The sequence below is a fragment of the Saccharopolyspora sp. MMCC62 genome, assembly GCF_057736575.1.
The window spans coordinates 254,199-280,063 of sequence record NZ_JBYKCM010000005.1; the positions used below are offsets into that span (position 1 = coordinate 254,199).

The window sequence follows — 25,865 nt, forward strand, 5'->3', positions numbered from 1 at the left end:
GCGGAGCACCGCGGCCCACGGTCCCGGACCGGTGCGCCGGTCACTTCTCGTCCGGCCGCAGCGGATCGCCCCGCTCCACCGCGGTGCTCCCGCCACGGCCCGGGACGATCGCGATGTCCCCGGACCGGTCCGTGCGGTGGATCCGCGCACCCAGCCGCTGCAGCTCGCCCAGGATGAGCGGGCTCGGGTGGCCGTAGTCGTTCCCGGCGCCGACGCTGATCACCGCCAGCCGCGGGCGCACCTGTGCGAGCAGCCGCGGCGTCGTGAACCGGGACCCGTGGTGCGGCACCTTGAGCACCTCCGCCCGCAGGTCCGCACCTGACGTGAGCAGCGCGGCCTGCCCGGGCAGCGCGATATCCCCGGTCAGCAGCACCCGTCCCGCCGGGGTGGTCGCCTTGACCACCAGCGACGCGTCGTTGGCGTCCTCCGCGGACGTGCTGCGGGCGAGCGTTCCCCGCGGCCCGAGCACGTCGAGCACCAGTTCCGGCCACTGCAACCGCTGTCCCGCGCGCAGCGGGATGACGGGTGCCCGGTGCGCGCGGGCGGCCGCCCGCACTTCCCGGGCCGCCCAGGCCGGTTCGTCCAACGGCCCGACCGCGACCGCACCGACCTGCCGTCCGGACAGCACCGCCGAGATGCCGCCGACGTGGTCGGCGTGCAGGTGGGTCAGCAGCACCAGCGGGACGCTGCGGATCCGCAAGCGGCGCAGGCACTCCGCCATCAGCGCCGGGTCCGGTCCGGTGTCGACCACGACCGCTTCCCGGTCCCGCCCGGTGGCCAGCACCAGCCCGTCGCCCTGCCCCACGTCGCAGGCGACCATCGACCAGCCCGGCGCCGGCCAGGGGAACACCTGCTGGCGGACCGGGATCACCACCACCACGACGACCAGCACCGCGCTGATCAGCACCAGCCGGGCGATGCGGCCGCGCAGCACGATCAGCAGCACCGCTGAGAGCACCGCCAGCGCGATCCCGCCCACCGCACCGGACGGCCAGTCGACGACCGCCCCCGGCACGGCCGCCGAGTGCCGGGCGACCGCGAGCACCCACTCCAGTTCGGGTCCTGCCAGCCACACCAGCGCCTTCGCCGGCAGCGCCCACCACGGGGCCACCACCGTCGCCGCGACCCCGAGCACCGTCGCGGGTGCCACGAGCGGCCCGGCCAGCAGGTTCGCCACCACCGCGACCAGGCTGACCTGTCCGGAGATCGCGGCCACCAGCGGCGCGGTGACCAGGTGCGCCGCCGCGGGCACCGCGAGCGCCTCGGCGAGCCCGACCGGCACTCCCCTGGCGTGCAGCGCCGCCGACCAGCCGGGTGCCAGCAGCACCAGTCCCGCCGTCGCCGCCACCGACAGCGCGAAACCCGCCGTGGTCGCCAGCCCGGGAGCGAGCAGCAGCAGGCCGATGACGCTGCCCGCCAAGGTCGGCAGTGCCGAGCGCTCGCGGCCCAGTGCCAGCGCGAACAGCGTGATCGCGCCCATCACGGCGGCCCGCAGCACGCTCGGTTCGGGTCCCGCGAGCACCACGAACCCCGCCATCGCCACCCCGGCACCGACCGCGCACGGCACCGGTCCCGCACCGATCAGGCGCAGTGCCAGCAGCACCGCCCCGCACACGATGGCCAGGTTCGCCCCGGACACCGCCATCAGGTGCGTCAGCCCGGCGGTCTCGAACTGCTCCACCACTTCCGGTGGCAGCAGCCCGGTGTCGCCGACGACCAGCCCCGGCAGCAGGCCCGCCGCTTCCGGGCCCAGCACGGTCCGGGAGGTCGAGCGCAGGCCGTCCCGCAGGCCCTCCGCGACCCGCTGCCAGCCCGGTGCCGGGCGCACCTGCTCCGGTCCCTGGCCGACTTGGATCGCGGCGGTCAGCAGTTCCCCGCCGCGCGGCGGCGCGGCTCGCCCGGTCGCGGTCACCTGCTGGCCCGCGATCAGCGAGCGCCACGGTTCCGTCGGCACCAGGAGCAGCGCCCGGCCGCCGGCCGCGATCCGCCGGTCGCCGACGTCGACCGAGTGCAGCCGCACCGGCACCACCGAGCGGTCCTGGGCGCGCCGAGCACCGTAGGACGCCCCCCGCAGCGGTTTCGGGCGCGCGGTGAGCGACGCCCGGACCACTACCCGTTCGCCCTGCTGCGCGGCGAGGTGCAGCGGGTGCACGGCGACCGAGTGGGTCCGGATGCTCACGCCGGTCGCGGTGATCCCGGCCAGGACCAGCACCACCAGCAACCCGTTGCGCCAGCGCCGGGCCCGCCTCGCCCGCACCAGCGGCAGCAGCACCACCGCCGAGATCGCCAGCGCGGCCGCCACGCCCCACCCGCCGAGCAGACCGGCCAGCGTCACCGACCAGGTCACCACGGCCGCGGGCACCAGTCGCAGGTCGAGCACGCCGGTCCGGGGGTAGGACGTGACCTTCACACCTGGACCAGGTCGCGGAGCTTGGCCAGCTTCGCCGCGCCGATGCCGTCGACGTCTTGGAGTTCGTCCACGGAACCGAAGCGACCGTGCTCGGTGCGCCACTGCACGATCCGTTCCGCGGTGACCTCGCCGACTCCTGGTAGCGCATCGAGCTCCTCCTCCGTGGCGGTGTTCAGGTCGACCTTGGACGGCGTCGTCCCGGAGCCGGGTGGATTCGCGGCCTGCCCGGTGTCCGCGCCCGGCGGTACCGGGACGGCGACGTAGAGCTGCTCCCCGTCGGTGAGGCGGCGGGCGAGGTTGAGCACGGTGATGTCGACCTCCGGTCCGGTGGTGCCGCCGGCGGCGCGGAGCGCGTCGGCGACCCTGGAGCCCGGTGGCACGGTGACCAGCCCGGGCCGGGTCACCTCTCCGACGACGCTGATCACCAGTTCCGGTGGCGGCGGCGGTGGCTCCGGTTCGGCGACCGCCACGGGCAGCGGGACCGGCGGGGCAGGAGCGGGTTCGGCGACGGGGCGACCCAGCCAGGTGGTGATCGCGACGACGAGCAGTGCCAGCACGGCGGCGAGCAGCAGTCCGATCCGTCCCGCGCGGCCGGGATCGATCCGGGCGCGCAGCACGGATTCGGGCAGCCACCGCTGCAGGTGCCTGCGCATTCCGGCGAACTGCCCGTGGAACGGTTCGCGGGCGGAATGCCTACCGGCGGAATCGGGTCCGGCGCGCGATTCCGGTTCGCCCGGCACATCGGGTGGATCGGCGCTGTCGTCGTCGGACGTGCGGTACCGGAGCGTTCGTCCGGTGCCCGCGCCATCGCGCGCTGCCTGCTGCTTCAGCGCCAGCAGGCGGCTGCGCGGGGTGTCGTCGGGGGCGGCGGAATCCTCGAGGATGCCGCGGAAGAGAGTGGGGACGGCCATGCATTCGACGGTAGGAGCGGGCGCCGAATGCGCGCCAGACCCGAATTCAACATCTGTGGATGAATCGCCACCCTGTGGACAACTCGGCCCAATTCCTCACGAACGGGCGATGAAGAATTCCCCGGAAAGAAGCCGTATCCGAATTTCCCTATTGGAAATTCATCCCGCCAGCCGCCAGCCACCGGGCAGCACCACGGCTCCCAGCGCGCCCGGACCGATGTGCGCCCCCACCACCGGCCCCACCTCGGAGACCACGCACTCCAGCGCCACCGACACCTGGCGCCGCAACTGCTCGGCCAACCGCTCCGCCCACTCCGGGGCGTCCAGGTGGTGGATCGCCACCGACAGCGACCCGGACTCCGCGCCGCGGGCCACCAGGTCGAGCAGCCGGGCGTGCGCGCGGGCCGTGGTCCGCACCTTCTCCAGCAGCTCCACGCGCCCGTCGTGGACGTGCAGCAGCGGTTTGATGGCCAACGCGGTGCCCAGCACCGCGGCCGCGGCGCCGATCCGGCCGCCGCGGCGCAGGTGTTCCAAGGTCTGCACGGAGAACAACGTGCGCGTCCGCTGCGCGATCAGGGCCGCCCGGCTCTCCACCGCCGACAGGCCCGCCCCGGCCCGGGCGCTGTCCGCCGCGCCCAGCGCCGCGAATCCCAGCCCCATCGCCGCGGACCGCGAGTCGACCACCCGGATCCGCTCCGGATCGACCTCGCGCGCCGCCAGCCGAGCCGCGTCCCAGGTGCCCGACAACCGGCGGGACAGGTGCACCGACACGACGCCGTCCGCGCCGCTCTCCAGCGCTTCCCGGTAGGCGGTGGCGAACTCGCCCGCACTCGCGCCGGACGTGGTCACGCGCTCCTTGCGGTCCCAGGCGGCCGTCAACCGGCCCGAGTCGAACTCGTGCTCCGGGATCGAATCCGCGCCCTGCACGCTCACGTGCAGCGGGACCACCCGGAGCGCGTGCCGCTGCGCGAAACCCGCGGGCAGGTACGCGGTCGAATCGGTGACGACGGCTACGGACACGCGCGCCACCCTAACCAGGAGCGGTGCTCAGGCGGGGACACCACCGTTGTACGTGGTCAGCCGCCACCGGTCGGTCCCGGTGCGGCGCGTCAGCACCACCCAGTGGCAGTTGGAGATCCCGCCGAGGCTGGGCCACAGCTCCACCGGCAGCTCCAGCATCCGGGCCGTCAGCCCGGTGATGAGGCCGCCGTGCGCGCAGACCAGCGCGGTCTCCTGGTAGGTGGTGTCCAGCTCGGACACGACCTCGAAGGCCCGTTCCGCCACCTCGACGCGGGATTCGCCGCCCGGCGGGGACCAGGTGGCGTCCGAACGCCACACCGCCATCGAGCCCGGCCAGCCGTGCTCCACCTCGGCGCCGCTGAGGCCCTGCCACTCGCCCAGGTGCGTCTCCCGCAGCCGCTTGTCCTGCCGCACCGGCATCCCGGAGAGCTCGGTGAACGCGGCAGCGGTGGCGCTCGCGCGGCGCAGGTCCGACCCGACCGCGACCTCCGGTTCGAAGGCCGCGACGACCGGGGCGGCCCGCTGCGCCTGCGCGATACCCGCCTCGGTCAGCGACGTGTCCAGGTGCCCCTGGATGCGGCCGGCGGCGTTGTAGTCCGTCTCACCGTGCCGCCAGAGCACCAGGCGAGCCAAGCTCACTCGTCGCCGTCCCGCTGCTCGGCGCTGTCCACGAAGTCGATCCGCGGGCAGTCCTTCCACAGCCGTTCCAGCTCGTACACCTCGCGCTCTTCGGTGTGCTGCACGTGGACCACCACGTCGACGAAGTCGAGCAGCACCCAGCGCCCCTCGCGCGCGCCTTCGCGCCGCACGGGCTTGGTGCCCGCGGCGCGCATCTTCTCCTCGACGTTCTCCACGATCGAATCGACCTGGCGCTCGTTCGGCGCCGAGGCGATCACGAAGCAATCGGTGATGACCAGCTGCTCGGAGACGTCGAGCAGCACGAGGTCGTTCGCCTTCTTGTCGGCCGCGGCCTGCGCCGCGACCAGGGCCAGCCTGCGGGCTTCCTCAGTGGCTGCCACGTCTCTCCTCTCAGGCGGGCACGGTTCCGCCCACGCGCCCCAGGATAGCCAGCGCGTGCACGCCTCCCGCGACCCGCCGGGGTCGGACGGCGGAACGGGAAAACCGGTTGCCGCCGATCGGACACTGGAACGGTGCGAGGAGACGAGATTCGGACGCGTTCGGCACGGCACGACGACGAGCGGGCGCTGGCGCGGATCGTGCGCGCCGCGTGGACCCCGGAATCATCCGTGTTCCCCCGACCCGCCGCCGACGCCCCGTTCTTCCGCGAGCCGGTCGTCCCGGAAAACGTCCTCGTGGCGCTCGCCACGGACGAGCCGATCGGCTTGATCAAGCTCGTCCCGATGGCGGCGGCCCAGCCCCGGCTCGGCGCGGCCGCCGCGCACGTGCAGCAGGTCTACGGTCTGTCGGTCGCACCGGAGCACCAGGGCCGCGGGGCCGGGACCGAGCTCCTCGGCGCCGCTCGCGCGGAAGCGGTCGCCCGGGGCGCGCGTCGCATCACCATGCGGGTGCTCGGCGGCAACGCGCGGGCGCAGCGGCTGTACGAGCGGCTCGGCTACCGGGTCGAGGGCGTCGAGCGCGAGCAGTTCCTGCTGGGCGGGGCCTACGTCGACGACGTCCTGCTCGCCCTGGACCTGACCTGACCGCAGTCTTGGCGGCATACCGGGTCCGGTGCTCGGGGTCGTACCACTGCCACCGGATGAGCGCCCGGCACCGGCTGCTGGACGGGGGCGCGAGTGGTTCCGCACGACGGCCGCGCGCCGGTTCCGGACCGCTACGTCGGCTTTCGTGACTCATGCGCGGACACCGTCCCTCCAACCGGCGATGTCGGCGGACGTGCCCGGTCTCCACCGGCTTCGGCGGGAGCTCGAGGACTGGCTCCGGGTGAAGGACGTCGACCAGTGGAAACCCGGCGAGGTGCGCCCGCACGACATCGCGGCCCAGATCGCGCGACGGGAGTGGTACGTCCTGCGCGACGCCGATCTCGGTCTCGTCGCGGCCTTGCGGATCCTCCGTTCCGACCCGGCCTTCTGGGGCGACGACCCCACACCGGCCGTCTACGTACCCGGCCTCGTGGTGAGCCGGCGGAAAGCCGGGCACGGGCTCGGCGCTTCGTTGCTGCGGTAGGCAGGCGATCGAGATCGGGCGAGTCGGGCGCGGTTCCTGCGGCTGGACTGCGGCGAATCGAACGAGGTCCTCCGCGCCTTCTACCGCGACCTCGGTTTCCGCGAGGTCGGACGCCGCGACTTCACCGACGGCCTGTTCAGCGTCACCCTGTTCGAGAAGGTGCTCTGACCGCGGCGGGCCTCGCCGATGTCGATCTCCACCGCGGGCGCGCACGACGCCGCAGGGCTGCGTCCGTCGTGGTCCCGACCTCCGCCCGGAGCGGCGCGGACGCGGCGGCGAGTTCGGCCGGACGAGCCGGAACGCTGTCGGACGCGCACCCGGCGCCGCGCAGGCTCGCGCAGCACGACGACACCGGCGCGCAGGCCGATATCTCCCCCCGCGCGGACCCGCTGAACGCCTACGCGCACGACTGACCTGGAGCGATCGACAGCACGTGCACCTCGGCCGACGTGGCGCTACGCGGGCGATCCCGAGCGAGTCGTACCGAGGTCGTACCGGACGATCACGGACCCCATTCCGGGGCTGGCCCGCCCTCGTCCGGGCGGTAGAGGCCGCGCTTGGTGATGTACTGGACGATCCCGTCGGGGACGAGGTACCAGACCGGCAGTCCGGCGTGGACGCGTTCGCGGCAGCCCGTGGAGGAGATCGCCATCGCCGGGATCTCCACCAGCGACACCGATCCCTGCGGCAGGTGCGCGCCGTTGAGCGAGTAGCCGGGGCGCGTCACGCCGATGAAGTGGGCGAGGTCGAACAGCTCCTCCACCCGGTGCCAGGACAGGATCTGCTCCAGCGCGTCGGCGCCGGTGATGAAGTACAGCTCGGCGTCCGGGTACAGCGCGCGCAGGTCGCTGAGGGTGTCGGCGGTGTAGGTGGGGCCGCTGCGGTCCACGTCCACCCGGCTGACCAGGAACCGCGGGTTGGAGGCGGTGGCGACCACCGTCATCAGGTAGCGGTCCTCGGCGGGGCTGACCGCCTCGTGGCCCTTCTGCCACGGCTGACCGGTCGGCACGAAGATCACTTGTTCGAGGCCGAACTGGGCCTGCACTTCACTGGCCGCTACGAGGTGGCCGTGGTGGATCGGGTCGAAGGTGCCACCCATGACCCCGATACGGCGCCGACGAGTCATGACTGCAGACCCTAAACGAGCGACGCCTCGACCAGCCCCGATGAACGTCCTGACGGTGACCGATCCCACCCCGGGGATCGGTCACCGGCGGTCTCAGCTCGCGGGGCGCACGTGCCCGTCGCCGTACACGAGCCACTTGGTGGAGGTCAGCTCCGGCAGCCCCATCGGGCCGCGCGCGTGCAGCTTCTGGGTGGAGATGCCGATCTCGGCGCCCATGCCGAACTCGGCACCGTCGGTGAACGCGGTCGAGGCGTTGACCATGACGGCCGCCGAGTCGACGCGGGCGGTGAAGGAGCGGGCGGCCCGCACGTCGTCGGTCACGATCGCCTCGGTGTGCCCGGAGCCGTGCGCGCGGATGTGCTCGGTGGCGACCTGCAGCGAGTCGACGACGGCGGCGGCGATGTCCAGCGAGCCGTACTCGGTGTCCCAGTCGGACTCCTCGGCGGCGACGACGCCGGAGCCGCCGAGCCGGGCGACCTCCTCGTCGCCGTGCACGGTGACGCCCGCGGCGCGCAGCTCGGCGACGGCGCGGGGCACGAACTCGGCGGCGATGTCCCGGTGCACCAGCACCGTCTCGGCCGCGTTGCACACGCTGGGGCGGCGGGCCTTGGAGTTCAGCAGGATGCGCAGCGCGGTGTCGACGTCGGCGCGGGCGTCGACGTAGACGTGGCAGTTGCCGACGCCGGTCTCGATGGTGGGCACGGTGGACTGCTCGACGACGGTCGAGATCAGTCCGGCGCCGCCGCGCGGGATCACCACGTCGACCAGCCCGCGCGCGGTGATCAGGTGCCGCACCGAGGCGCGGTCGTGGCTGGGCAGCAGCTGGATCGCGTCCGCAGGCAGCCCCTGCTCGACGAGGACGTCGCGCAGCACCGCGACCAGCGCGGTGTTCGAGCGCTCGGCGGAGGCGGAACCGCGCAGCAGCACCGCGTTCCCCGACTTCGCGGTGAGCCCGGCCGCGTCCACGGTCACGTTGGGCCTGCCCTCGTAGACGATGCCGACGACGCCCAGCGGCACCCGCACCTGCTGCAGCTGCAGCCCGTTGGCGAGCACGTTGCCGCGCACCACCTCACCGGTCGGGTCCGGCAGCCCGGCGACGGTGCGCAGGCCGTCCGCGATGCCCGCGACGCGGTCGGTGGTCAGCCGCAGCCGGTCGATCAGCCCGGCGGCGGTGCCGTTCTCCTCGGCCCGCGCGACGTCGAGCTCGTTCGCCGCCACGATCTCCGGGGCCCGTTCGACCAGCGCATCGGCCATGGCGTGCAGCGCGGCGTCCTTGGCGCCGCGCGGCAGCAGGGCCAGTTCCGCCGCGGCGTCGCGGGCGGCGCGGGCCGCCGTGCGCACCTGCTCGCGGAGCTCGTCGCCGGAGGCCTGCGCGTGCTGGTCGGTGGAGGCATCGATGCTCGTCGTCACGCACCCAGCCTAGTGGGGCGGCGCAACGGAGTTCCGCTGGTGACGAACCGGCAGGCGGTGCCGGGCGCGTCGGAGCCGTCCGGTAGGAATCGTGGCGTGGACGAACAAGCCCTGCGGGAACTCGCCGACGAACGGCTCCGCGCGCTGGCCGGTCCGGACGCCGTGCTGCGCGACGACCAGTGGCGCGCCATCGAAGCGCTCGTGCTGCACCGCCGCCGCGCGCTCGTGGTGCAGCGCACCGGCTGGGGCAAATCGGCGGTGTACTTCCTGGCCACGGCGCTGCTGCGCGAACTCGGCGAAGGCCCGACGGTGATCGTCTCGCCACTGCTGGCGCTGATGCGCAACCAGGTCGCCGCGGCCGAGGCCGCCGGGGTCCGGGCCGCCAGCATCAACTCGGCGAACCCGCAGGCGTGGCAGGCCATCGAGGAGCAGATCGCCGTCGGCGACGTGGACGTGCTGCTGGTGAGCCCCGAACGGCTGAACAATCCGGATTTCCGGGACACCGTGCTGCCGGAGCTCACCCAGAGCGCGGGCCTGCTGGTGGTCGACGAGGCGCACTGCATCTCCGACTGGGGCCACGACTTCCGCCCGGACTACCGCAGGCTGCGGACGCTGCTGGGCGAGCTCCCCGAGGGCGTGCCGGTGCTGGCCACGACCGCCACCGCCAACGACCGGGTGGTGCAGGACGTCTCCGAGCAGCTCGGCGTCGGCGGCGAGTTCAGCGATCCGCAGGAGACGCTGGTGCTGCGCGGCACCCTCGACCGGGAGAGCCTGCGGCTCGGCGTGGTGTCGCTGCCGACCGCGCAGGCCCGGCTGGCGTGGCTGGCCGGCAACCTCGGCGAGCTCACCGGTTCCGGGATCATCTACACGCTCACCGTCGCCGCCACCGAGGAGGTCGCCGGTTACCTGCGCGACCAGGGCTTCGAGGTGGCGTCCTACTCGGGCCGCACCGATCCGGAGGAGCGGCAGCGCGCCGAGGAGGACCTGCTGGCGAACCGGGTGAAGGCGCTGGTCGCCACCTCGGCGCTGGGCATGGGCTTCGACAAGCCCGACCTGGGGTTCGTGGTGCACCTGGGGGCGCCGTCCTCGCCGATCGCCTACTACCAGCAGATCGGTCGCGCCGGTCGCGGCGTGCGGCGGGCGGAGGCGCTGCTGCTGCCCGGCCCGGAGGACCAGGAGATCTGGCGCTACTTCGCGTCGATGGCGTTCCCGCCGGAGCCGACCGTGCGCGCCATCCTCGACGCGCTCGCCGAAGGGGGCACGCTGTCCACCGCGGCGCTGGAGCCGCGCGTGGACCTGGGCCGGTCCCGGCTGGAGATGGTGCTCAAGGTCCTCGACGTGGACGGCGCGGTGCGCCGGGTCAAGGGCGGCTGGGAGGCGACCGGCGAGCCGTGGACCTACGAGGCCGAGCGCTACGGGTGGATCGCCGCGGAACGCGCCGCCGAGCAGCGGGCGATGCTGGACTACCTCGCCACCGCGGACTGCCGGATGGAGTTCCTGCGCCGCCAGCTCGACGACCCGTACGCGGAACCGTGCGGGCGCTGCGACAACTGCACCGGCGAGCACCACTCCGCGGAGGTCGACGAGCAGGTGGTGCAGCGGGCGAACGAGCGGCTGCGCCGCCCCGGCGTGGAGCTGGAGCCGCGCAAGCTGTGGCCGACCGGGATGGACGCGCTGGGCGTGCCCGTGTCCGGACGGCTGCCCGCGGCGGAACGCGCCGAGCAGGGGCGGGCCGTCGGCAGGCTCACCGACATCGGCTGGGGCAACCGGCTGCGCGACCTGCTGGGCACCGGCGTCCCGGACCAGGAGCTGCCGGAGGACCTGTTCCAGGCGTGCGTGCAGGTGCTCGCCTCGTGGGAGTGGGAGCAGCGGCCGGTCGGCGTGATCTCCATCGGCTCGAACAGCAGGCCGCTGCTGGTGCGCAGCCTCGCGCAGCGCATCGCCACCATCGGCAGGCTGCCGCTGCTCGGCGAGGTCGCCACGAATCCGGACGGCACGCCGCGGCGGGGCAACAGCGCGCAGCGCGTCGGCTCGCTCCGCGGCCAGTTCAAGATCCCCGACGAGCTCGCGGCGCGAGTGGCCGAACTGGACGGCCCGGTGCTGCTGATGGACGACTACGCCGACACCGGCTGGACCGCGGCGATCGTGGCCCGCACGCTGCGGCTCGCGGGCGCCCCGGCGGTGCTGCCGTTCACCCTCGCCTCGACCGGCTGACCGAGGTTCCCGGGGGCTGGGAAGGGTTCCCAACCGGCGCGGGCCGCCATAGTGTGGCGCGATCTGTGCGGGGGAGGCTGCGGATGGTCACGTCGAGGTCGGAAGTGCCGGAGCGGCACCGGCTTCCGGTGCGCAAGCTGGTCGCGGCCAGCATCGGCAATGCGATCGAGTGGTACGACTGGACGATCTACAGCGCGTTCAGCGTGTACTTCGCGACCCGCTTCTTCCCCGGTGAGCTCGCGCTGGTCAACACGCTGGCGACGTTCGCGCTGGCGTTCTTCTTCCGCCCGCTCGGCGGCTGGCTGCTGGGCCGGTTCGCCGACCTGCGCGGGCGCAAGACCGCGATGCTGCTGACGATCGTGCTGATGGCGGGCGGCTCGCTGCTCATCGGGGTGCTGCCGACCTTCGACCTGATCGGCTGGGGCGCACCGGCGCTGCTGGTGCTGGCGCGCGTCGGGCAGGGGCTGTCGCTGGGCGGCGAGGTGTCGAACGCCTCCGCCTACCTCGCCGAGATCGCCCCGGCGAGCAGGCGCGGCCGCTACTCGGCGTTCTTCTACATCTCCACCGGGGCGGCGCTGCTGGTGGCCTCGCTGCTCGGGTACCTGCTGACCTCGGTGCTGAGCGAGCAGCAGCTGACCGCGTTCGGCTGGCGCATCCCGTTCGTCGTCGGCGGTGTGCTCGGCCTGATCGGGATCTGGCTGCGGCGGTCGCTGGAGGAGACCGAGCAGTTCGCCGACAACCGGGAGAAGGCGCGAGCGCTGCGCAGTCCACTGTGGACGACGTTGCGGTGGCACCCGAAGGCCGTGGGCATGCTCATCGGGTTCAGCATGCTCTCCACGCTCTGCTACTACACGTTCTTCAGCGCGCTCACCCCGTTCGCCGTGGACACCCGGCACGCCGACGCCACGGACGTGTTCCTGGCGCTGTCGATGGCGACGGTGCTGTTCATCGCGCTCCAGTACCCGATGGGGGCGCTCTCCGACCGGTTCGGCCGCAAGCCGCAGCTGCTCGTGTGGTCGGCCGCGACGGCGGTGCTGATCGTGCCGCTGTCCGCGCTGGTCGGGCCGGGCCTCGGGGGGCTGCTGGTGGTGTTCTGCGTCGGCGTCGGGCTCTACTCGGCGATGACCTCGATCGCACCGGCGATCATGTCGGAGCTATTCCCGACGGAGCTGCGCGGTCTCGGCATCGGCGCCTGGTACAACCTGACCGTCGCGGTGTTCGGCGGGACGGCGCCGCTGGTGATCCAGGCGTTCGCCGCGTTCGGCGCGGAGGCGCTGTTCTTCTGGTACATCGCGGCCGCGGCCGTCCTCGCGTTCTTCGTGATCCTCGCGCTGCCGGAGACCCGGGGCAGCGAGCTGCGCTAGCGCAGCGGCACCAGGTCGTCGGCGTGCACCACTTCGCGGCGCTGCTCGGCGGGCAGTTCGTGGCTGGACCGGCCGATGAGCTCGGGCAGTTCCGCCGCGTCATAAGCGACGACGCCGCGCGCCACCACGGCCCCGGCCGGGTCGACGAGTTCCACCACGTCCCCGCCGTCGAACGCGCCCTCCACCGAGGTGATCCCGGCCGCCAGCAACGAACGGCGCCGCCGCACCACGGCCGAGACCGCGCCGTCGTCGAGCCACAACCGGCCGCGCGCCCCCGCCGCGTGCGCCAACCAGAAGCGCCGGGCGGAGAGCCTGCTGCCGGTGGTCGCGAACGCGGTGCCCACGTCGGCGTCGCCGAGCGCCCGCGCGGCCTGCGCCGCCGAGGTCAGCAGTACCGGGATGCCCGCGGTGCACGCCACCCGCGCCGCCTCCACCTTCGAGGCCATGCCACCGGTGCCCACCCCGGAACCCGAGGCGCCCGCGTCCACGCCGGCCAGGTCGGCGGCGCTGGTGACCTCGCGGATCGCCGACGCCCCGCCGCCGCGCGGATCACCGTCGTACAAGGCGTCCACATCGGACAGCAGCAGCAGCGCGTCCGCACCGACCAGGTGCGACACCAGCGCGGCCAGCCGGTCGTTGTCGCCGAACCGGATCTCCGCGGTGGCCACCGTGTCGTTCTCGTTCACCACCGGCACCACGCCGAGGGTGAGCAGCCGGTTCAGCGTGCGCTGCGCGTTGCGGTAGTGCGAACGCCGCACCACGTCGTCGGCGGTGAGCAGCACCTGCCCCACGGTGCGCCGGTAGCGGGCGAAGGACTCGGCGTAGGCGTGGGCCAGCGCCTGCTGCCCCACGCTCGCCGCGGCCTGCTTCGTCGCCAGGTCCCGCGGGCGCCGGCGCAGCCCCAGCGGGGCGATCCCGGCGGCGATGGCACCGGAGGACACCACCACGACCTGGCAGCCGGTGGCGGCCCTCGCCTCCACCGCGTCCACCAGGGACGCGAGCCGCGCCTGGTCCAGCGCTCCCCTGCCGGTGGTCAGCGAGGACGAACCGACCTTGACGACGATGCGGTGCGCCGCCGCGATCGACTCCCGGGTCGGCGAGGACTGCACCGCGCCGGTCACTCGTCCTCCTCGGCTCCCCCGGCGTAGCCGCCTTCGGCGTCGAGGTTCCCGCGGCGCGCCTTCTTCGCCGCCTTCCGGTCGGACGCGCCGATCCGGTCGGTCGCGTCCAGGCGCGAGTCGGTGCCGCGGCCGGTGAGCACGGCGGCGACCCCGGCCGGGGTGGACGGCTCCCAGTCGAACGTGACGCCGCCGATGGTGACCTGGCTGCCCGGTTCGGCGCCCGCCTTGCCGAGCGCCTCCTCCACGCCGAGCTTCGCGAGCCGGTCGGCGAGGAAGCCCACCGCCTCGTCGTTGTCGAACGCGGTCTGGCGCACCCACCGCTCCGGCTTCTCGCCGCGCACGATGAACGCCTCGTCGTCCTCCGGATCGGTCTCCACCGTGAAGCCGCTGTCGCCGATGGCGTGCGGGCGCACCACGACCCGCGCCGGTTCCGGCTCGGGCAGCGACGCCCGGTAGCGCTCGACCTCTTCGCCCAGCGCGAACGAGAGCTCGCGGAGGCCTTCGTGGCTGGCCGTGGACACCTCGAACACGCGCAGGCCGCGGGCCTCCAGGTCGGGGCGGATCAGGTCGGCGAGCTCCCGCGCCTCCGGCACGTCCACCTTGTTCAGCACCACCAGCCGCGGCCGGTCGCCGAGGTCGCCGTGCTCGCCCTCCAGCGCCGGCGTGTACCGGGCCAGCTCCTCCTCCAGCGCATCCACGTCGGATAGCGGGTCGCGGCCCGGTTCCAGCGTGGCGCAGTCCACCACGTGCACCAGCACCGCGCACCGCTCGATGTGCCGCAGGAAGTCCAGGCCCAGCCCGCGGCCCTCGCTGGCGCCGGGGATGAGGCCGGGCACGTCGGCGACGGTGAACACCGTCTCGCCCGCGGTGACCACGCCGAGGTTCGGCACCAGCGTGGTGAACGGGTAGTCCGCGATCTTCGGCTTGGCCGCGGAGACCACCGAGATCAGCGAGGACTTGCCCGCCGACGGGAAGCCGAGCAGGCCCACGTCGGCGACGGACTTCAGCTCCAGCACCAGTTCGTGCTCGCCGCCCGGCTCGCCGAGCAGCGCGAAACCGGGCGCCTTGCGGGCCTTCGAGGCCAGCGCCGCGTTGCCCAGCCCACCGCGGCCGCCTTCGGCCGCGACGAACGTGGTGCCCGGCCCGACCAGGTCGGCCAGCACCTCGCCGTCCGCGGTGAGCACCACCGTGCCGTCCGGCACCGGCAGCACCAGGTCGTCGCCGATCGCGCCGTTGCGCAGGCTCCCGCGGCCCTGCTTGCCGTTGGCCGCGGTCGCGTGCGGGCGGTGGTGGAAGTCCAGGAGCGTGTGCACGCCCGGGTCGACAACGAGCCGCACGTCACCGCCGCGACCGCCGTTGCCACCGTCCGGGCCGCCGAGCGGCTTGAACTTCTCCCGGTGGACCGAGGCGCAGCCATTGCCCCCATCGCCTGCGGCGATGTGGATGGTCACGCGGTCAACGAACCGCGACACGAGTCCCTCCAGGTGCGGGAAGTGCTGACATTCGATGCGTTCCGCGAACGCGAACGAGGGGCGGGCCGGTGCAGAGACCGGACCCGCCCCTCGTCGGGAACTGCTAGTGCCGAGAGCCGGGTCAGACGACCTCGGCCGGCACGATGTTGACGGTCTTGCGACCGCGCTTGCTGCCGAACTCGACCTCACCGGCCGACAGCGCGAACAGCGTGTCGTCCTTGCCGCGGCCGACGTTCAGGCCGGGGTGGAACTTGGTGCCGCGCTGCCGGAGCAGGATCTCACCGGCCTTGACGACCTGGCCGCCGTAGCGCTTGACCCCGAGGTACTGGGGGTTCGAGTCGCGGCCGTTGCGAGAGCTGGAAGCGCCCTTCTTGTGTGCCATGACTACTCAGGTCCTCACTTGGTGATGCCGGTGACCTCAACGCGGGTCAACTTCTGACGGTGACCCTGGCGCTTCTGGTATCCGGTCTTGTTCTTGAACTTGTGGATGCGGATCTTGGGGCCCTTGGTCTGCTCGACCAGCTTCCCGGTCACCGAAACCTTCGCCAGTGCGTCGGCGTCGGCGGTGACGTCGGTGCCGTCGACGACCAGAACAGCCGGGAAGGTGACCTCGGTGCCGGAGTCGCCTTCGAGCTTCTCGACCTCGACGACGTCCCCGACCGCCACTTTGTACTGCTTGCCGCCGGTCTTGACGATCGCGTACATGAGTCGGAAGTCTCCTGCTACTCGGTTCGCTTGGTTCACCCGTTGACGCCCTCTCCGGCGAACCGGAGTTCCTACCGCCCGGCCAGGCCGGGCTTCGGGGGGTTCCTGTGTCGCGACCCTCGTCCCCACGAGGGGCACACCGGGTTCTACAGGCGTTTTGCCTCTCCGCCCGTCCGGCGGCGAGAAGTGCTCACACAGCATACAGACCACCCGGTGGCTCCCGACCGCGAGGGGTCGGAGCAGCCGCGAGCGGGCAGGACGACAGCGTATGCCAAGCCCTGCCCGGCCCGGCGAGCACCCCCGGAACCCGCCCGTCGGACCCGCCCGCCGGACGTGGCGAACGGCGCACCGATCAATGCGGGCGAAGCCCCGGACCGCGCCGGACCGCTTGCTACGGTGGGTCGCCGTTCGACCGTGACATGGGGAAATTCGCGTGACCGAGATCGCCGCCGAGTCCGTTCCGGGGCGCGACGAGCACACCGCAGCCGAGGGCCGGGACGACCCGGCGCGCGACCGCTTCCGGCGGCTGCGCGAAGGTCCGCTCGGGCCCCGGTTGCTGCTGCTGTCGGCCCTCGTACCGCCGCTGATGATGCTGCGGGAGGTGCTGCGCGCACCCCAGCTGCACTTCTACGACTACTGGTGGGTCCTGCTGGACATCACCGGCGAGGACGGCTCGCTGCGGCCGGAAGCGCTGTTCGGCTTCCGCAACGAGCACCCGTTCGTGCTGCCGAGCCTGCTGTTCTGGCTCAGCGCCCGGTTCGGGCACGGGCTCAACCACCCGCTGGGGCTGGTGGTGCTGGCGTTCGGCGTGGGCTGCGTGCTGCTGGTGTCGGTGATGCTGCCCGCCTCGCTCGGCCGGTGGCAGCGGGCGGCGCTGGTGGTGGCGACCTCGACGCTGGTGTTCAACCCGCACGGCATCCACAACTTCGTGCGCTCGATGAGCGGCGCCTCGTGGATCTTGGCGATGCTGCTGGTGCTGGGCGCCCTGCTGGCGATGCAGCGGGGGCGGCTGCTGCCCGCGGTGCTGCTGGGACTGCTGGCCTCGATCAGCTACGGCACCTCGTTCGCGGTGTGGCCCGCGCTGTCGGTGGTCGGCTGGATGCGCGGCGAGCGGCGCGGGCGGGTCGCCACCCCGATGGTCGTCGGCGTGGTCGTGGTCGCCGCCTGGCTGCTGCTGCGCGGGCCGCAGGGCGGCGGCGGGGCCTCCCCCACCGACGATCCGGCGCAGGCCCTGCTGGCCGGGCTGAGCATGCTCGGCATGGTGTGGACCGGCACCGAGCCGTCGCTGGCGCTCGTCGCCGGGGTCGCCGGGCTGGCGGTCCTCGCGCTGCACCTGCCCGGCTGCCTGCGCCCGGAGCACCGCGCGGCCAGCGCGCCCTGGTGGGGCCTCGCCGTGTACGCGGTGGGCTGCGCGGTGATGATCTCCGGTTCGCGGGCCGCGTTCGGCGAATCCGCCGGGCTGCAGAGCCGGTACAACAGCATGACCGCGGCGCTGTGGATCGCGGTGCTGGTCATCGCCGTCGCCTGGGCGCGGTGGCCCGGCGTCCGGTCGATCGCGGTGTTCACCACCGTGCTCGGCACCGTCGCGCTGGGCGCGCCGATGGCGCAGGCGGTCCGCGAGGACGCGCCGAACCAGGACCTGCTCGCGGTCGCCGCGAAGGTCGGCACCACCGACGCGTTCACCGACCGCTTCCCGTCCCCCGAGCGGCTGCTGCCGCGGCTGCGCGCGCTCGGCCACTACCCGTTCTCCGACGAGTTCACCCTCGGCTGCGGCGACGGCGTCGAGATCGGCTCGCGGGTGAGCACCGCCGACTGGCGGGTGCCCAGCATCGGCAGCTACCGGGAACCGCGGCCCGCCGGTTGGGACGTGGTCCTCAACGTGGAGACCGACCAGGTGCAGGGAGGTGCCCGGATGCTCAAGGGCTGGGCGATCTCCGGCATCGAACGCGCCCGGTGCGTCGCGGTCCTCGACCAGCAGGGCGAAGTCGTCGGCGGCGGCGTGGTGGACATCCCCCGCTCCGACGCCGAGGGCCAGACCCCCGGCATCGAGATCGGCCTCGGCTACCGCGCGGTGGTCCCCGCCGACACCGCGGGCCCGCTGCGCGTCGCGTTCCGCTTCCCCGACGGCTGGTGGATCCGCCCGCTCACCGAACACCCGGAGGTGACCTCGTGAGCGAATCCGCCGCGACCGTCGAGGTGTCCCTGCTGACCCCGGCGAAGGACGAGGCCGCGAGCCTGCCGAAGCTGTTCGCCGAGATCACCGCCGTGATGGACGCCCAGCAGCGCAGCTGGGAGCTGCTCGTCGTCGACGACGGCAGCACCGACGACAGCTGGCGGGTCATCACCGAGCACGCGGCCGCCGACCCGCGCATCCGCGGCCTGCGGATGCGGCGGAACTTCGGCAAGGCCGCCGCGCTCGCCGCGGGCGTCGGCGAAGTGCGCGGGCGGCTGCTGGTCACCCTCGACGCCGACCTGCAGGACGACCCGGCCGAGGTGCCGCGGTTGCTCGCCGAGCTCGACGCGGGCGCCGACCTCGTCAGCGGGCACAAGGCGCAGCGCAAGGACCCGCTGGGCAAGCGGCTGCCGTCGAAGTTCTTCAACTGGATGACCGGCGTGATCACCGGGCTGCGGCTCTCCGACCACAACTGCGGGCTCAAGGCGGCCCGCACCGAGGTGTACCGGCGGGTGCCGCTGTACGGCGAGCTGCACCGCTACATCCCGGCGCTGGCCCACCAGCTGGGCTACCGGGTGCGGGAGCTGGCCGTGCACCACCGGGCCCGCGAGCACGGCACCTCCAAGTACGGGCTGGAGCGCTACGTGCGCGGCGCGCTGGACCTGCTCACCGTGGTGGCGCTGACCCGCTACGGGCGGCGGCCGGCGCACCTGTTCGGCGGGCTCGGCATGGCCGCGGGCACGGCGGGCACCCTGATCCTGCTGTACCTGACCGGGGTGTGGGTGTTCACCGAGCAGTCGATCGGGACGCGGCCGCTGCTGACGCTGGGCATCCTGCTGGAGATCTTCGCGGTGCAGATGATCTCCACCGGGCTGCTCGCGGAGCTGGTGCTGCACCGCACCGGGCGCGATGCGGACGTCACCGACCTGGTCGCCGCGGACACCGCGCCCGCTCGCTCCACCGCGTGAGCCCTGCCCGCACCGCGCTCATCCGGTCGCGAGAACTCGTCCGGCCGCGGGAAAAGGAGCAGACGAGGCGGCACGCCGCCGCCTAGCATCGGGCCCCATGCTCACCGATGCGGACCTCGAACTGGTGCGGCGGGCCACCGCAGTGCTCGATCGCGCCACGCTCAACGACGACCACCAGGTGTCGGCCGCCGCCTACGACGAGCGGGGCGAGGTCTTCACCGGGATGAACGTCTCGCACTTCACCGGCGGTCCCTGCGCGGAACCCGTCGTGATCGGCCAGGCCGCCGCCTCCGGGTCCGCACCGCTGACGACGATGGTGGCGGTGCTGGCCCGGGGCAGGCAGGTCATCCCGCCCTGCGGCCGGTGCAGGCAGCAGCTCTACGACTACTTCCCGGGCTCGCGGGCGATCGTCCACGGCAAGAACGGCCTCGAAGCGGTGCCGATCGCCGACCTGCTGCCGCTGCCCTACGACTACCGGGACTACGCGCCGGACGGGCCGCCACCGGCGCTGCACCTGTGGGACGGCTACCTGGACGCGGTCCGCGACGGCTCCAAGCGCAGCACCGTGCGGGTGCACGACCCGGTGCGGACCGGACCGGTGCGGCTGGTGTTCGAGCACGCGGACGGGTCGGCGACGACGCTGCCCGCCGAGATCACCGGAGCATCGCGCAAGGCCGCGGACGCGCTCACCGACGAGGACGCGGTGCTGGACGGGTTCGCCGGCCTGGCCGAGCTGCGCGCGGCGCTGGCCGCGCACTACCCCGGGTTGACCGGGACGGCCGAGGTCGACGTGGTGCGGTTCGCGCCGCGCTGGTGACGGCGCCAGGGCTCGGACAGGGGTGAGACGACCGCGGGCGGGGCCGGGAAGTTCCCGGCCCCGCCCGCGGCGGTGCTGCTCAGCTCTCGGAGTTCGCTCCGGCGGTGGCGTCCGCGGCATCACCGGGGACGGCCTCCGGGGAGTTCACCGGCGCGCCCGCGGCCCGGGACGCCGCCCGGCGCCGCGGCCTGCGGGTGACCGAGGCCGTGGCGGGCGCCGGCACCTCCGGAACCCCGTTGGTGGCGGGCTCGGCGGGCTTCTCGACCGCGAGGACCACCGGCTCGGCCGGAGTTCCCGCGCTGCCCGCCGGACGGCTGACCTTGCGCCGCCGGGAGCGGCCGTTGGTCTCGCCGGTGTCCGGGCTGGACTGCTGGGCGGCCGGGGTCTCCGGCTGCTTCACGGGCTGCTCGGCCGGAGCGGCGGGCCGGGTCTGCTCCTGCTGCGCGGGCTTGGCCTCGTTCGGCTTGCCCGACTCCTGCTTGCCCGACTCCTGCTTGGCGGAGTCCTGCTTGCCCGAGTCCTGCTCGGCCCGGTCCTGCTTGGCCTGATCCGGCGTGCCCGAGTCCTGCCTGCCAGCGTCCTGCCTGCCGCCGTCCGCCTTGGCGCCGTTCTGCTCGGCGCCGTGCTCGGCGAACTCCGGCTTGCCCTGCTCGCGCTTCCCGGAGTCGTGCTTGCCCGAGTCGTGCTTGCCGCCGTCCTGCTTGCCCGAGTCCTTGCCCGACTCGTGCCTGCCCGACTCGTGCTTGCCGGAGCCCTTCGCCTGCTCGTGCTTGCCGGAGTCCTGCTTGCCGCCGGAATCCTTGCCGGACTCCTGCTTGCCGTCCTTGGACGACTGCTCCTGCACGGTCCCGTTCCGCTCGGCGTGCTGCGCGCCGTCCGAGTCCCCGGAACCGTCGTGCTTGCCCTTGTTGCGGTTCCGGCGCGAGCCGCCGCCGTTGCCGCCACCGCCGCCGTTGCCGGAGCCACCGCCGTGCTGGTGCACCACCGGGTCCGTCGAGACCATCAGGCCCCGCCCGCGGCAGTGCTCGCAGGTGCTGCTGTAGGCCTCCAGCAGACCGGTGCCGACCCGCTTGCGGGTCATCTGCACCAGTCCGAGCGAGGTCACCTCGGCCACCTGGTGCCGGGTGCGGTCGCGCCCGAGGCACTCGGTGAGCCTGCGCAGCACCAGGTCCCGGTTGGACTCCAGCACCATGTCGATGAAGTCGATCACGATGATGCCGCCGATGTCGCGCAGCCGCAGCTGGCGCACGATCTCCTCGGCCGCCTCCAGGTTGTTCCTGGTGACCGTCTCCTCGAGGTTGCCGCCCGAGCCGGTGAACTTGCCGGTGTTGACGTCGATGACGGTCATCGCCTCGGTGCGGTCGATCACCAGGTAGCCGCCGGAGGGCAGCCAGACCTTGCGGTCCAGCGCCTTCGCGATCTGCTCGGTGATCCGCTGATCCGTGAAGACGTCGCCCTTGCCGGTGTGCTTGGTGAGCCGGCTCATCAGGTCAGGCGCCACGTGCTGCACGTAGGCCTCGATGGTGTCCCAGGCGTCGCCGCCCTGGACGACCAGCGACGAGAAGTCCTCGGTGAACAGGTCCCGCACGACCTTGATCAGCAGGTCGGGCTCTTCGTAGAGCAGCTGCGGCGCCTGGGCCTTCGGGGTGTCGGCCTTCTCCTTGATGACCTCCCACTGGGCCTGCAGGCGGCGCACGTCGCGGTCCAGGGCCTCTTCGCTGGTGCCCTCGGAGGCGGTCCGGATGATGACTCCGGCGTTGTCCGGGACGATCCGCTTGAGGATCTCCTTGAGCCGCTTGCGCTCGTTGTCCGGCAGCTTCCGGCTGATGCCGGTGGCACCGCCGCCCGGCACGTACACCAGGAACCGGCCGGGCAGGCTGATCTGGGTGGTCAGCCGCGCGCCCTTGTGGCCGACGGGGTCCTTGGTGACCTGCACCAGGACGCTGTCGCCGGTGGACAGGGCCTGCTCGATGCGGCGCGCCTTCCCGGCGAGCCCGGCGGCGTCCCAATCGACCTCACCGGCGTAGAGCACGGCGTTGCGGCCGCGGCCGATGTCGACGAACGCGGCCTCCATGCTGGGCAGCACGTTCTGCACGCGGCCCAGGTACACGTTGCCGACCAGCGAACCGGAGCCGGAGGCGGTGACGAAGTTCTCGACGAGGACGTTGTCCTCGAGCACCGCGATCTGGGTCTGGTCGCCGTTCTCGCGCACCACCATGCTGCGGTCCACCGCTTCGCGGCGGGCGAGGAACTCGGACTCGGACAGCACCGGGGCGCGGCGGCGGCCTGCCTCGCGGCCGTCGCGGCGGCGCTGGCGCTTGGCCTCCAGCCGCGTGGAGCCCTTGATCGCGCGGACCTCGTCGTCGCTGCTCTCCTGGCGACCGTGGTCCTGCTGCCGCTCCTCGCGGACGTGCACGACGGTGTTCGGCGGATCGTCGTCCCGCGACGGCCCGTCGTCGTCCCCGGAGCCCTTGCGGCGGCGGCGACGGCGGCGACGGCGGCTGGAATCCTCGCCACCGCCGTCGGCGGGCGCGTCGGCGGACTTGCCGTCCTTCTCGTCCTCGGCGGTGGTGTCGCCGGAGTCCTCGCGCGCGTCGTCCTTGCGGCCGCCGTCCTTGCGGGAGTCCTTGCGCCCCTTGCCGCCCTTGTCCTGCTTGGCGGGCTTGTCGGCCTCTTCCTCGGGCTGCTCGTCGGCGGCGTCGGACTGCTCGCCCTCGCCGCCCTTGCCCCGGCCCCGGCCGCGACGGCCGCGGCGGCGACGGCGGCGGCCGCCGTTCTCGTCGTCGCCGTCGGCGGAGTCCTCGCCGTCGGCGGAGTGGTCGCCGTCGCCCGAGTAGTCCTGGTCGTCCTGATCGTCCTGGTCGTCGCCGGTCTCGGCTGCCGGTTCCGGCTTCGGCGCGGCGGGCGCGGGGCGGGCCGCGACGGGCTCCGGGGCGAGGAACATCGCCTGCGGGGCCGCGAACACCGGGTTCAGCGGGGTGGTCTCGGCAGCCTGCTCGGGCGCCGCGTCCTGCTCGGCGGGCCGCTCGGCCGCGGCCGTCCCCCGGGCGTCCTCGGCCGGCTGCCGCTCGGCGGCGGCCTCGTCGACGATCTGTTCGGGGCGCAGTTGCTGGACCACCCGGAGCGCGACCTCGCGCGTGATGTTGGATTGCGCGCTGCGCACGGCTTCACCGAGCGAATCGAGGGAGGTGATGACCTCCCGACTGCTGGCGCCCAGCAGCTTCGCCAGCGCGTGCACGCGCAGCTTGGCGGGCAGCTCGAACGTGTCCGAGCCGCCTTCCCGGGTGGATGTGGGCGATGGCCCGCTGGCGTTCCCAGCGGGCGTTTCCGTGTTCGACATTCAACTCCTCCGCCCCCGGGCGCGTCCGTGGACGCGGCCGCACAGGAGCATGTGCGTTCTGCGGTCTTCCGTCGCCCGTGGGCGACGGCAATTCTGCTGGTCCCCTCCGTCCCGGATCTGGGTGAACCGGGAAGTCCCACGGTGGGTCCGACGGTGTCCGCGCCTTGGCACGTCACCCGGCCGGGATTGTCTCCCGATGGGCCACGGCCGTCGCCCTGTCCTGGGCGAACGGGTCGGCGAGCCCTCCCTCGTCGTCGAGCCGACCTTGTTCCCACCGGGTCGCTCGAGCGGCCGCGGACGGGTCCAGATCGGCGACGACGCGCAGAGCGTTCAGCACATCGTCGGGTCGAACGACGGGTGTTGTCTGCCGCACGACCGTTACGAGTATCCCATACGGTGCACGACCCTTCGGCCAATCGTCCACTTGGGCGACGGAAGCGAAATCTTGGTCACGCACCGCAGTTGGATCTGCACTGTCCAGGACTTCCGCCGACACGAGCGCCGCTCGGGCGTCCAAAGTCCGGCGCCCGTCCTTGGTCATCCGTTCCACTTCGACCGACTCGGCGGCGAGCAGTGCGGCGACGGCGGCCCGCAGCGGTTCGACGCCGATGTCCGGCAGCTCGATCGCCCAGCGGCTCGCGGTGAGGCGTTCGGCCAGCGCTCCCGGCCCGGCGACCACGGCCTCGACCAGCTCCATCCCAGGTGGCAGCACCCGGTTCAGCTCCGAGCGCAGCAGTTCCGGGTCCACCTCCTGCACCAGCTGGAGCTCGACGTACTCGGCTTCGCTGGCCACGCCGGTCGGCACCGCACCGGCCCAGGAGATCTTGGGGTGCGGACTGAAGCCCTGCGAGTACGCCATCGGTACCCCCGCGCGGCGCACCGCCCGCTCGAACACCCTGGCGAGGTCGCGGTGCGAGCTGAACCGCAGGCGTCCTCGTTTGGCGTAGCGCAGGCGCAGCTTCTGCACCGGCGCCGCGGACGGGTTGGGGTGGTCGCGGCGACTCACCAGGGCTCCTCCCGGGTGCGGCCGCACGAGGCGGCCGGTGGCGATCAGCGACGGTCCGGGAGCGGAGCCACCGGGCCGTGCCCCGACGGTACCGCCTGGTTCCGCGCAGGTGGTCGAGGACCGCGCGGTATGTTCGTCCGGCCCTTGTACCGCCCGGTGCGAGCTGGCTACCGTCGCGCGTGTCCCGGCGGCCGCCAGCGGGCGATCGCCCGGTCACGTGGGAGGTTCGACGTGCCCCTCGCCCGGTCGGCCGGCGTCGCCGCGACCAGCCTGTCGTTGCTGGGTCTGCTGGTCGGCACCGGCCCCGCAGCCGACGCGGAACCGGCCCGGTCCTGCACCGCGGACGGGCCCGAGCTGCGCTACGTGGTGCTGTTCGAGCCCGGCCTGTCCCGCACCGCGGCGGCGGCCGAGACGGCGGCCGACTGCGGCTCGACGGCCGCGTACTACCCGGAGATCGGGGTGGGCGTGGTGGACTCGGCCGAACCGGACTTCACCGCGCGGATGGGGCGGGACCGCGCCTACAGCGCCGAGCGGCAGGTCCTCGCCGACCGCGCCGAAGCGGGCGACGACGACGCGGGCGGCGCCCAGCAGGACTCCGGCACCGGGCCCTCCAGCGCCGAGCAGTGGAACCTCCGCGCCGTCCACGCCCGGGAAGCGCACGCCACCACCCGCGGCGCGGGCGCCGTCGTCGGAGTCCTCGACTCGGGCATCGACGCGGCGCACCCGGAACTGGCCGCGGCGGTGGACGTGTCCCGCTCGGCGAACTGCCTCACCCCGGAGGACCCCGAGCTGGACGCCGCGCCGGAAGGCGACGCGCACGGCACCCACGTGGCGGGCATCATCGCCGCCGCCGACGACGGCGCCGAGGTCACCGGGGTCGCCCCCGAGGCCCGGCTGGCCTCGATCCGGGTGGTCAACGGGGACGGGTACGTGCACCCGGAGGCCGCGGTGTGCGGGTTCGTGTGGGCCGCCGAGCACGGCGTGGACGTGGTGAACAGCAGCTTCCTGGTGGAGTCCGCGCAGCTGGGCTGCTCCCGCGCCGGGTCCCCGGTGCCGCAGGAGGCGGTGCGCCGGGCGGTCCGCTACGCGACCGAGCGGGACGTGCTCACCGTCGCCGCCGTCGGCAACGAGCGGACCGACCTGACCGCGGTGCCGCCGGAGCGCGAACCGGTGTGCGAGGCCGTGCCCGCCGGGCTCGACGACGTGGTTTCGGTGGCGGCGGTCGGCCCCGACGAGGTCAAGTCCGGGTACAGCTCGTACGGGCTGGGCGCGGTGGACCTGGCCGCGCCGGGCGGGGAGCAGCGCGACGAGCAGTGCGTGCGCTCCACGGTGCCGGGCGGCGACTACCGCTCGACCTGCGGCACCTCGATGGCCGCACCGCACGTGGCCGGTGTGGCGGCGCTGCTGGCGGCCCGCGATCCGGGTGCGAGCGCCGCGGAGCTGCGCCGCACGCTGCTGGAGACGGCGCGGCCGCTGCCCTGCCCCTCGGACTACGACCTGGACGGCGACGGGCTGCAGGACGCGCTGTGCCGCGGCTACGCCACCTACAACGGCTTCTACGGCCACGGCCTGGTGGACGCGCAGGCCGCGGTGGCGGGGTGAACGCCGGTCCGGAGCACGGCGCGGCCCCGTCCGGTGACGCGGCGCCCCGGGCCGACGGGTC

At 73.5% G+C, this 25,865-nt stretch carries 22 protein-coding genes; 9 read left to right on the forward strand and 13 right to left on the reverse strand.

Annotation, left to right across the window (positions count from 1 at the left end):
• Nucleotides 1–40: 40 nt before the first annotated feature.
• From AC29IT_RS14540 to rsfS, 5 genes are all read right to left on the reverse strand, one after another.
• A complete protein-coding gene (locus tag AC29IT_RS14540; RefSeq protein ID WP_488219009.1) occupies nt 41–2,410 on the reverse strand; it encodes a ComEC/Rec2 family competence protein in 2,370 nt (789 codons plus the stop codon).
• Entirely contained in the window at nt 2,407–3,321 is a 915-nt protein-coding gene (locus AC29IT_RS14545; RefSeq protein ID WP_488219010.1) for a ComEA family DNA-binding protein, read from the reverse strand. The genes AC29IT_RS14540 and AC29IT_RS14545 overlap by 4 nt, the downstream gene beginning before the upstream one ends.
• Before the next feature lie 159 nt (nt 3,322–3,480).
• Nucleotides 3,481–4,341, reverse strand: coding sequence for a DegV family protein (locus AC29IT_RS14550; protein ID WP_488219011.1), 861 nt, complete (start codon nt 4,339–4,341; stop codon nt 3,481–3,483).
• 27 nt (nt 4,342–4,368) lie between these two features.
• Nucleotides 4,369–4,980 carry a histidine phosphatase family protein gene (locus AC29IT_RS14555; RefSeq protein ID WP_358434473.1) on the reverse strand — a complete coding sequence of 204 codons (612 nt, stop codon included), beginning with the start codon at nt 4,978–4,980 and terminating at the stop codon, nt 4,369–4,371.
• The gene (gene rsfS / locus AC29IT_RS14560) at nt 4,977–5,360 is read right to left on the reverse strand and encodes a ribosome silencing factor (RefSeq protein ID WP_358434476.1); all 384 of its coding nucleotides are present in this window, start codon (nt 5,358–5,360) and stop codon (nt 4,977–4,979) included. The genes AC29IT_RS14555 and rsfS overlap by 4 nt, the downstream gene beginning before the upstream one ends.
• A 132-nt stretch (nt 5,361–5,492) precedes the next feature.
• Here rsfS and AC29IT_RS14565 point away from each other — a divergent pair, with 132 nt between their 5' ends.
• From AC29IT_RS14565 to AC29IT_RS14575, 3 genes are all read left to right on the forward strand, one after another.
• On the forward strand, nt 5,493–6,002 hold the full coding sequence (locus tag AC29IT_RS14565; protein ID WP_488219012.1) for an N-acetyltransferase family protein: 510 nt from the start codon (nt 5,493–5,495) through the stop codon (nt 6,000–6,002).
• Between the two features lie 241 nt (nt 6,003–6,243).
• Nucleotides 6,244–6,486: a hypothetical protein gene (locus AC29IT_RS14570; RefSeq protein WP_488219013.1), complete on the forward strand. Its 243-nt coding sequence runs from the start codon at nt 6,244–6,246 to the stop codon at nt 6,484–6,486.
• 236 nt (nt 6,487–6,722) lie between these two features.
• Nucleotides 6,723–6,899: a hypothetical protein gene (locus AC29IT_RS14575; RefSeq protein WP_488219014.1), complete on the forward strand. Its 177-nt coding sequence runs from the start codon at nt 6,723–6,725 to the stop codon at nt 6,897–6,899.
• 89 nt (nt 6,900–6,988) lie between these two features.
• On the opposite strand, the gene nadD is transcribed toward AC29IT_RS14575, so the two are convergent.
• Both nadD and AC29IT_RS14585 read right to left on the reverse strand, forming a co-directional pair.
• Entirely contained in the window at nt 6,989–7,612 is a 624-nt protein-coding gene (gene nadD, locus AC29IT_RS14580; protein ID WP_358434485.1) for a nicotinate-nucleotide adenylyltransferase, read from the reverse strand.
• 93 nt (nt 7,613–7,705) lie between these two features.
• Entirely contained in the window at nt 7,706–9,022 is a 1,317-nt protein-coding gene (locus tag AC29IT_RS14585) for a glutamate-5-semialdehyde dehydrogenase (protein ID WP_488219015.1), read from the reverse strand.
• Between the two features lie 96 nt (nt 9,023–9,118).
• Between AC29IT_RS14585 and AC29IT_RS14590 the strand changes: the two genes are divergently transcribed.
• Nucleotides 9,119–11,236: a RecQ family ATP-dependent DNA helicase gene (locus AC29IT_RS14590; protein WP_488219016.1), complete on the forward strand. Its 2,118-nt coding sequence runs from the start codon at nt 9,119–9,121 to the stop codon at nt 11,234–11,236.
• An 83-nt stretch (nt 11,237–11,319) separates the two neighbouring features.
• Nucleotides 11,320–12,600 carry an MFS transporter gene (locus AC29IT_RS14595; protein ID WP_488219017.1) on the forward strand — a complete coding sequence of 427 codons (1,281 nt, stop codon included), beginning with the start codon at nt 11,320–11,322 and terminating at the stop codon, nt 12,598–12,600.
• Here AC29IT_RS14595 and proB read toward each other — a convergent pair.
• The 4 genes from proB to rplU all read right to left on the reverse strand — a co-directional run bounded on the left by proB (nt 12,597) and on the right by rplU (nt 15,898).
• Nucleotides 12,597–13,721 (reverse strand): glutamate 5-kinase, encoded by a 1,125-nt coding sequence (proB, locus tag AC29IT_RS14600; protein ID WP_488219018.1) that lies wholly within the window; start codon nt 13,719–13,721, stop codon nt 12,597–12,599. The two genes, AC29IT_RS14595 and proB, sit on opposite strands and share 4 nt — an antisense overlap.
• Nucleotides 13,718–15,205 (reverse strand): GTPase ObgE, encoded by a 1,488-nt coding sequence (obgE, locus tag AC29IT_RS14605; protein ID WP_358434738.1) that lies wholly within the window; start codon nt 15,203–15,205, stop codon nt 13,718–13,720. The genes proB and obgE overlap by 4 nt, the downstream gene beginning before the upstream one ends.
• Nucleotides 15,206–15,314: 109 nt before the next feature.
• The gene (rpmA, locus tag AC29IT_RS14610) at nt 15,315–15,575 is read right to left on the reverse strand and encodes a 50S ribosomal protein L27 (RefSeq protein ID WP_224961931.1); all 261 of its coding nucleotides are present in this window, start codon (nt 15,573–15,575) and stop codon (nt 15,315–15,317) included.
• Nucleotides 15,576–15,589: 14 nt separating this feature from the next.
• Nucleotides 15,590–15,898 carry a 50S ribosomal protein L21 gene (rplU, locus tag AC29IT_RS14615; protein WP_224961929.1) on the reverse strand — a complete coding sequence of 103 codons (309 nt, stop codon included), beginning with the start codon at nt 15,896–15,898 and terminating at the stop codon, nt 15,590–15,592.
• A gap of 433 nt (nt 15,899–16,331) precedes the next feature.
• On the opposite strand from rplU, the gene AC29IT_RS14620 reads away from it, so the two are divergent.
• The 3 genes from AC29IT_RS14620 (at nt 16,332) to AC29IT_RS14630 (ending at nt 19,856) form a co-directional block, all read left to right on the forward strand.
• A complete protein-coding gene (locus tag AC29IT_RS14620) occupies nt 16,332–18,071 on the forward strand; it encodes a hypothetical protein (RefSeq protein ID WP_488219019.1) in 1,740 nt (579 codons plus the stop codon).
• On the forward strand, nt 18,068–19,039 hold the full coding sequence (locus tag AC29IT_RS14625) for a glycosyltransferase family 2 protein (RefSeq protein WP_488219020.1): 972 nt from the start codon (nt 18,068–18,070) through the stop codon (nt 19,037–19,039). The genes AC29IT_RS14620 and AC29IT_RS14625 overlap by 4 nt, the downstream gene beginning before the upstream one ends.
• Before the next feature lie 97 nt (nt 19,040–19,136).
• Nucleotides 19,137–19,856 carry an ASCH domain-containing protein gene (locus tag AC29IT_RS14630; protein WP_488219021.1) on the forward strand — a complete coding sequence of 240 codons (720 nt, stop codon included), beginning with the start codon at nt 19,137–19,139 and terminating at the stop codon, nt 19,854–19,856.
• Nucleotides 19,857–19,935: 79 nt separating this feature from the next.
• Here the strand turns inward: AC29IT_RS14630 and AC29IT_RS14635 are convergent, their stop codons facing one another.
• On the reverse strand, nt 19,936–23,196 hold the full coding sequence (locus tag AC29IT_RS14635) for a translation initiation factor IF-2 N-terminal domain-containing protein (RefSeq protein WP_488219022.1): 3,261 nt from the start codon (nt 23,194–23,196) through the stop codon (nt 19,936–19,938).
• A 172-nt stretch (nt 23,197–23,368) separates the two neighbouring features.
• Entirely contained in the window at nt 23,369–24,202 is an 834-nt protein-coding gene (locus AC29IT_RS14640) for a TIGR03936 family radical SAM-associated protein (RefSeq protein ID WP_488219023.1), read from the reverse strand.
• A 231-nt stretch (nt 24,203–24,433) separates the two neighbouring features.
• On the opposite strand from AC29IT_RS14640, the gene AC29IT_RS14645 reads away from it, so the two are divergent.
• A complete protein-coding gene (locus AC29IT_RS14645) occupies nt 24,434–25,804 on the forward strand; it encodes a S8 family peptidase (RefSeq protein ID WP_488219024.1) in 1,371 nt (456 codons plus the stop codon).
• Nucleotides 25,805–25,865: the final 61 nt, after the last annotated feature.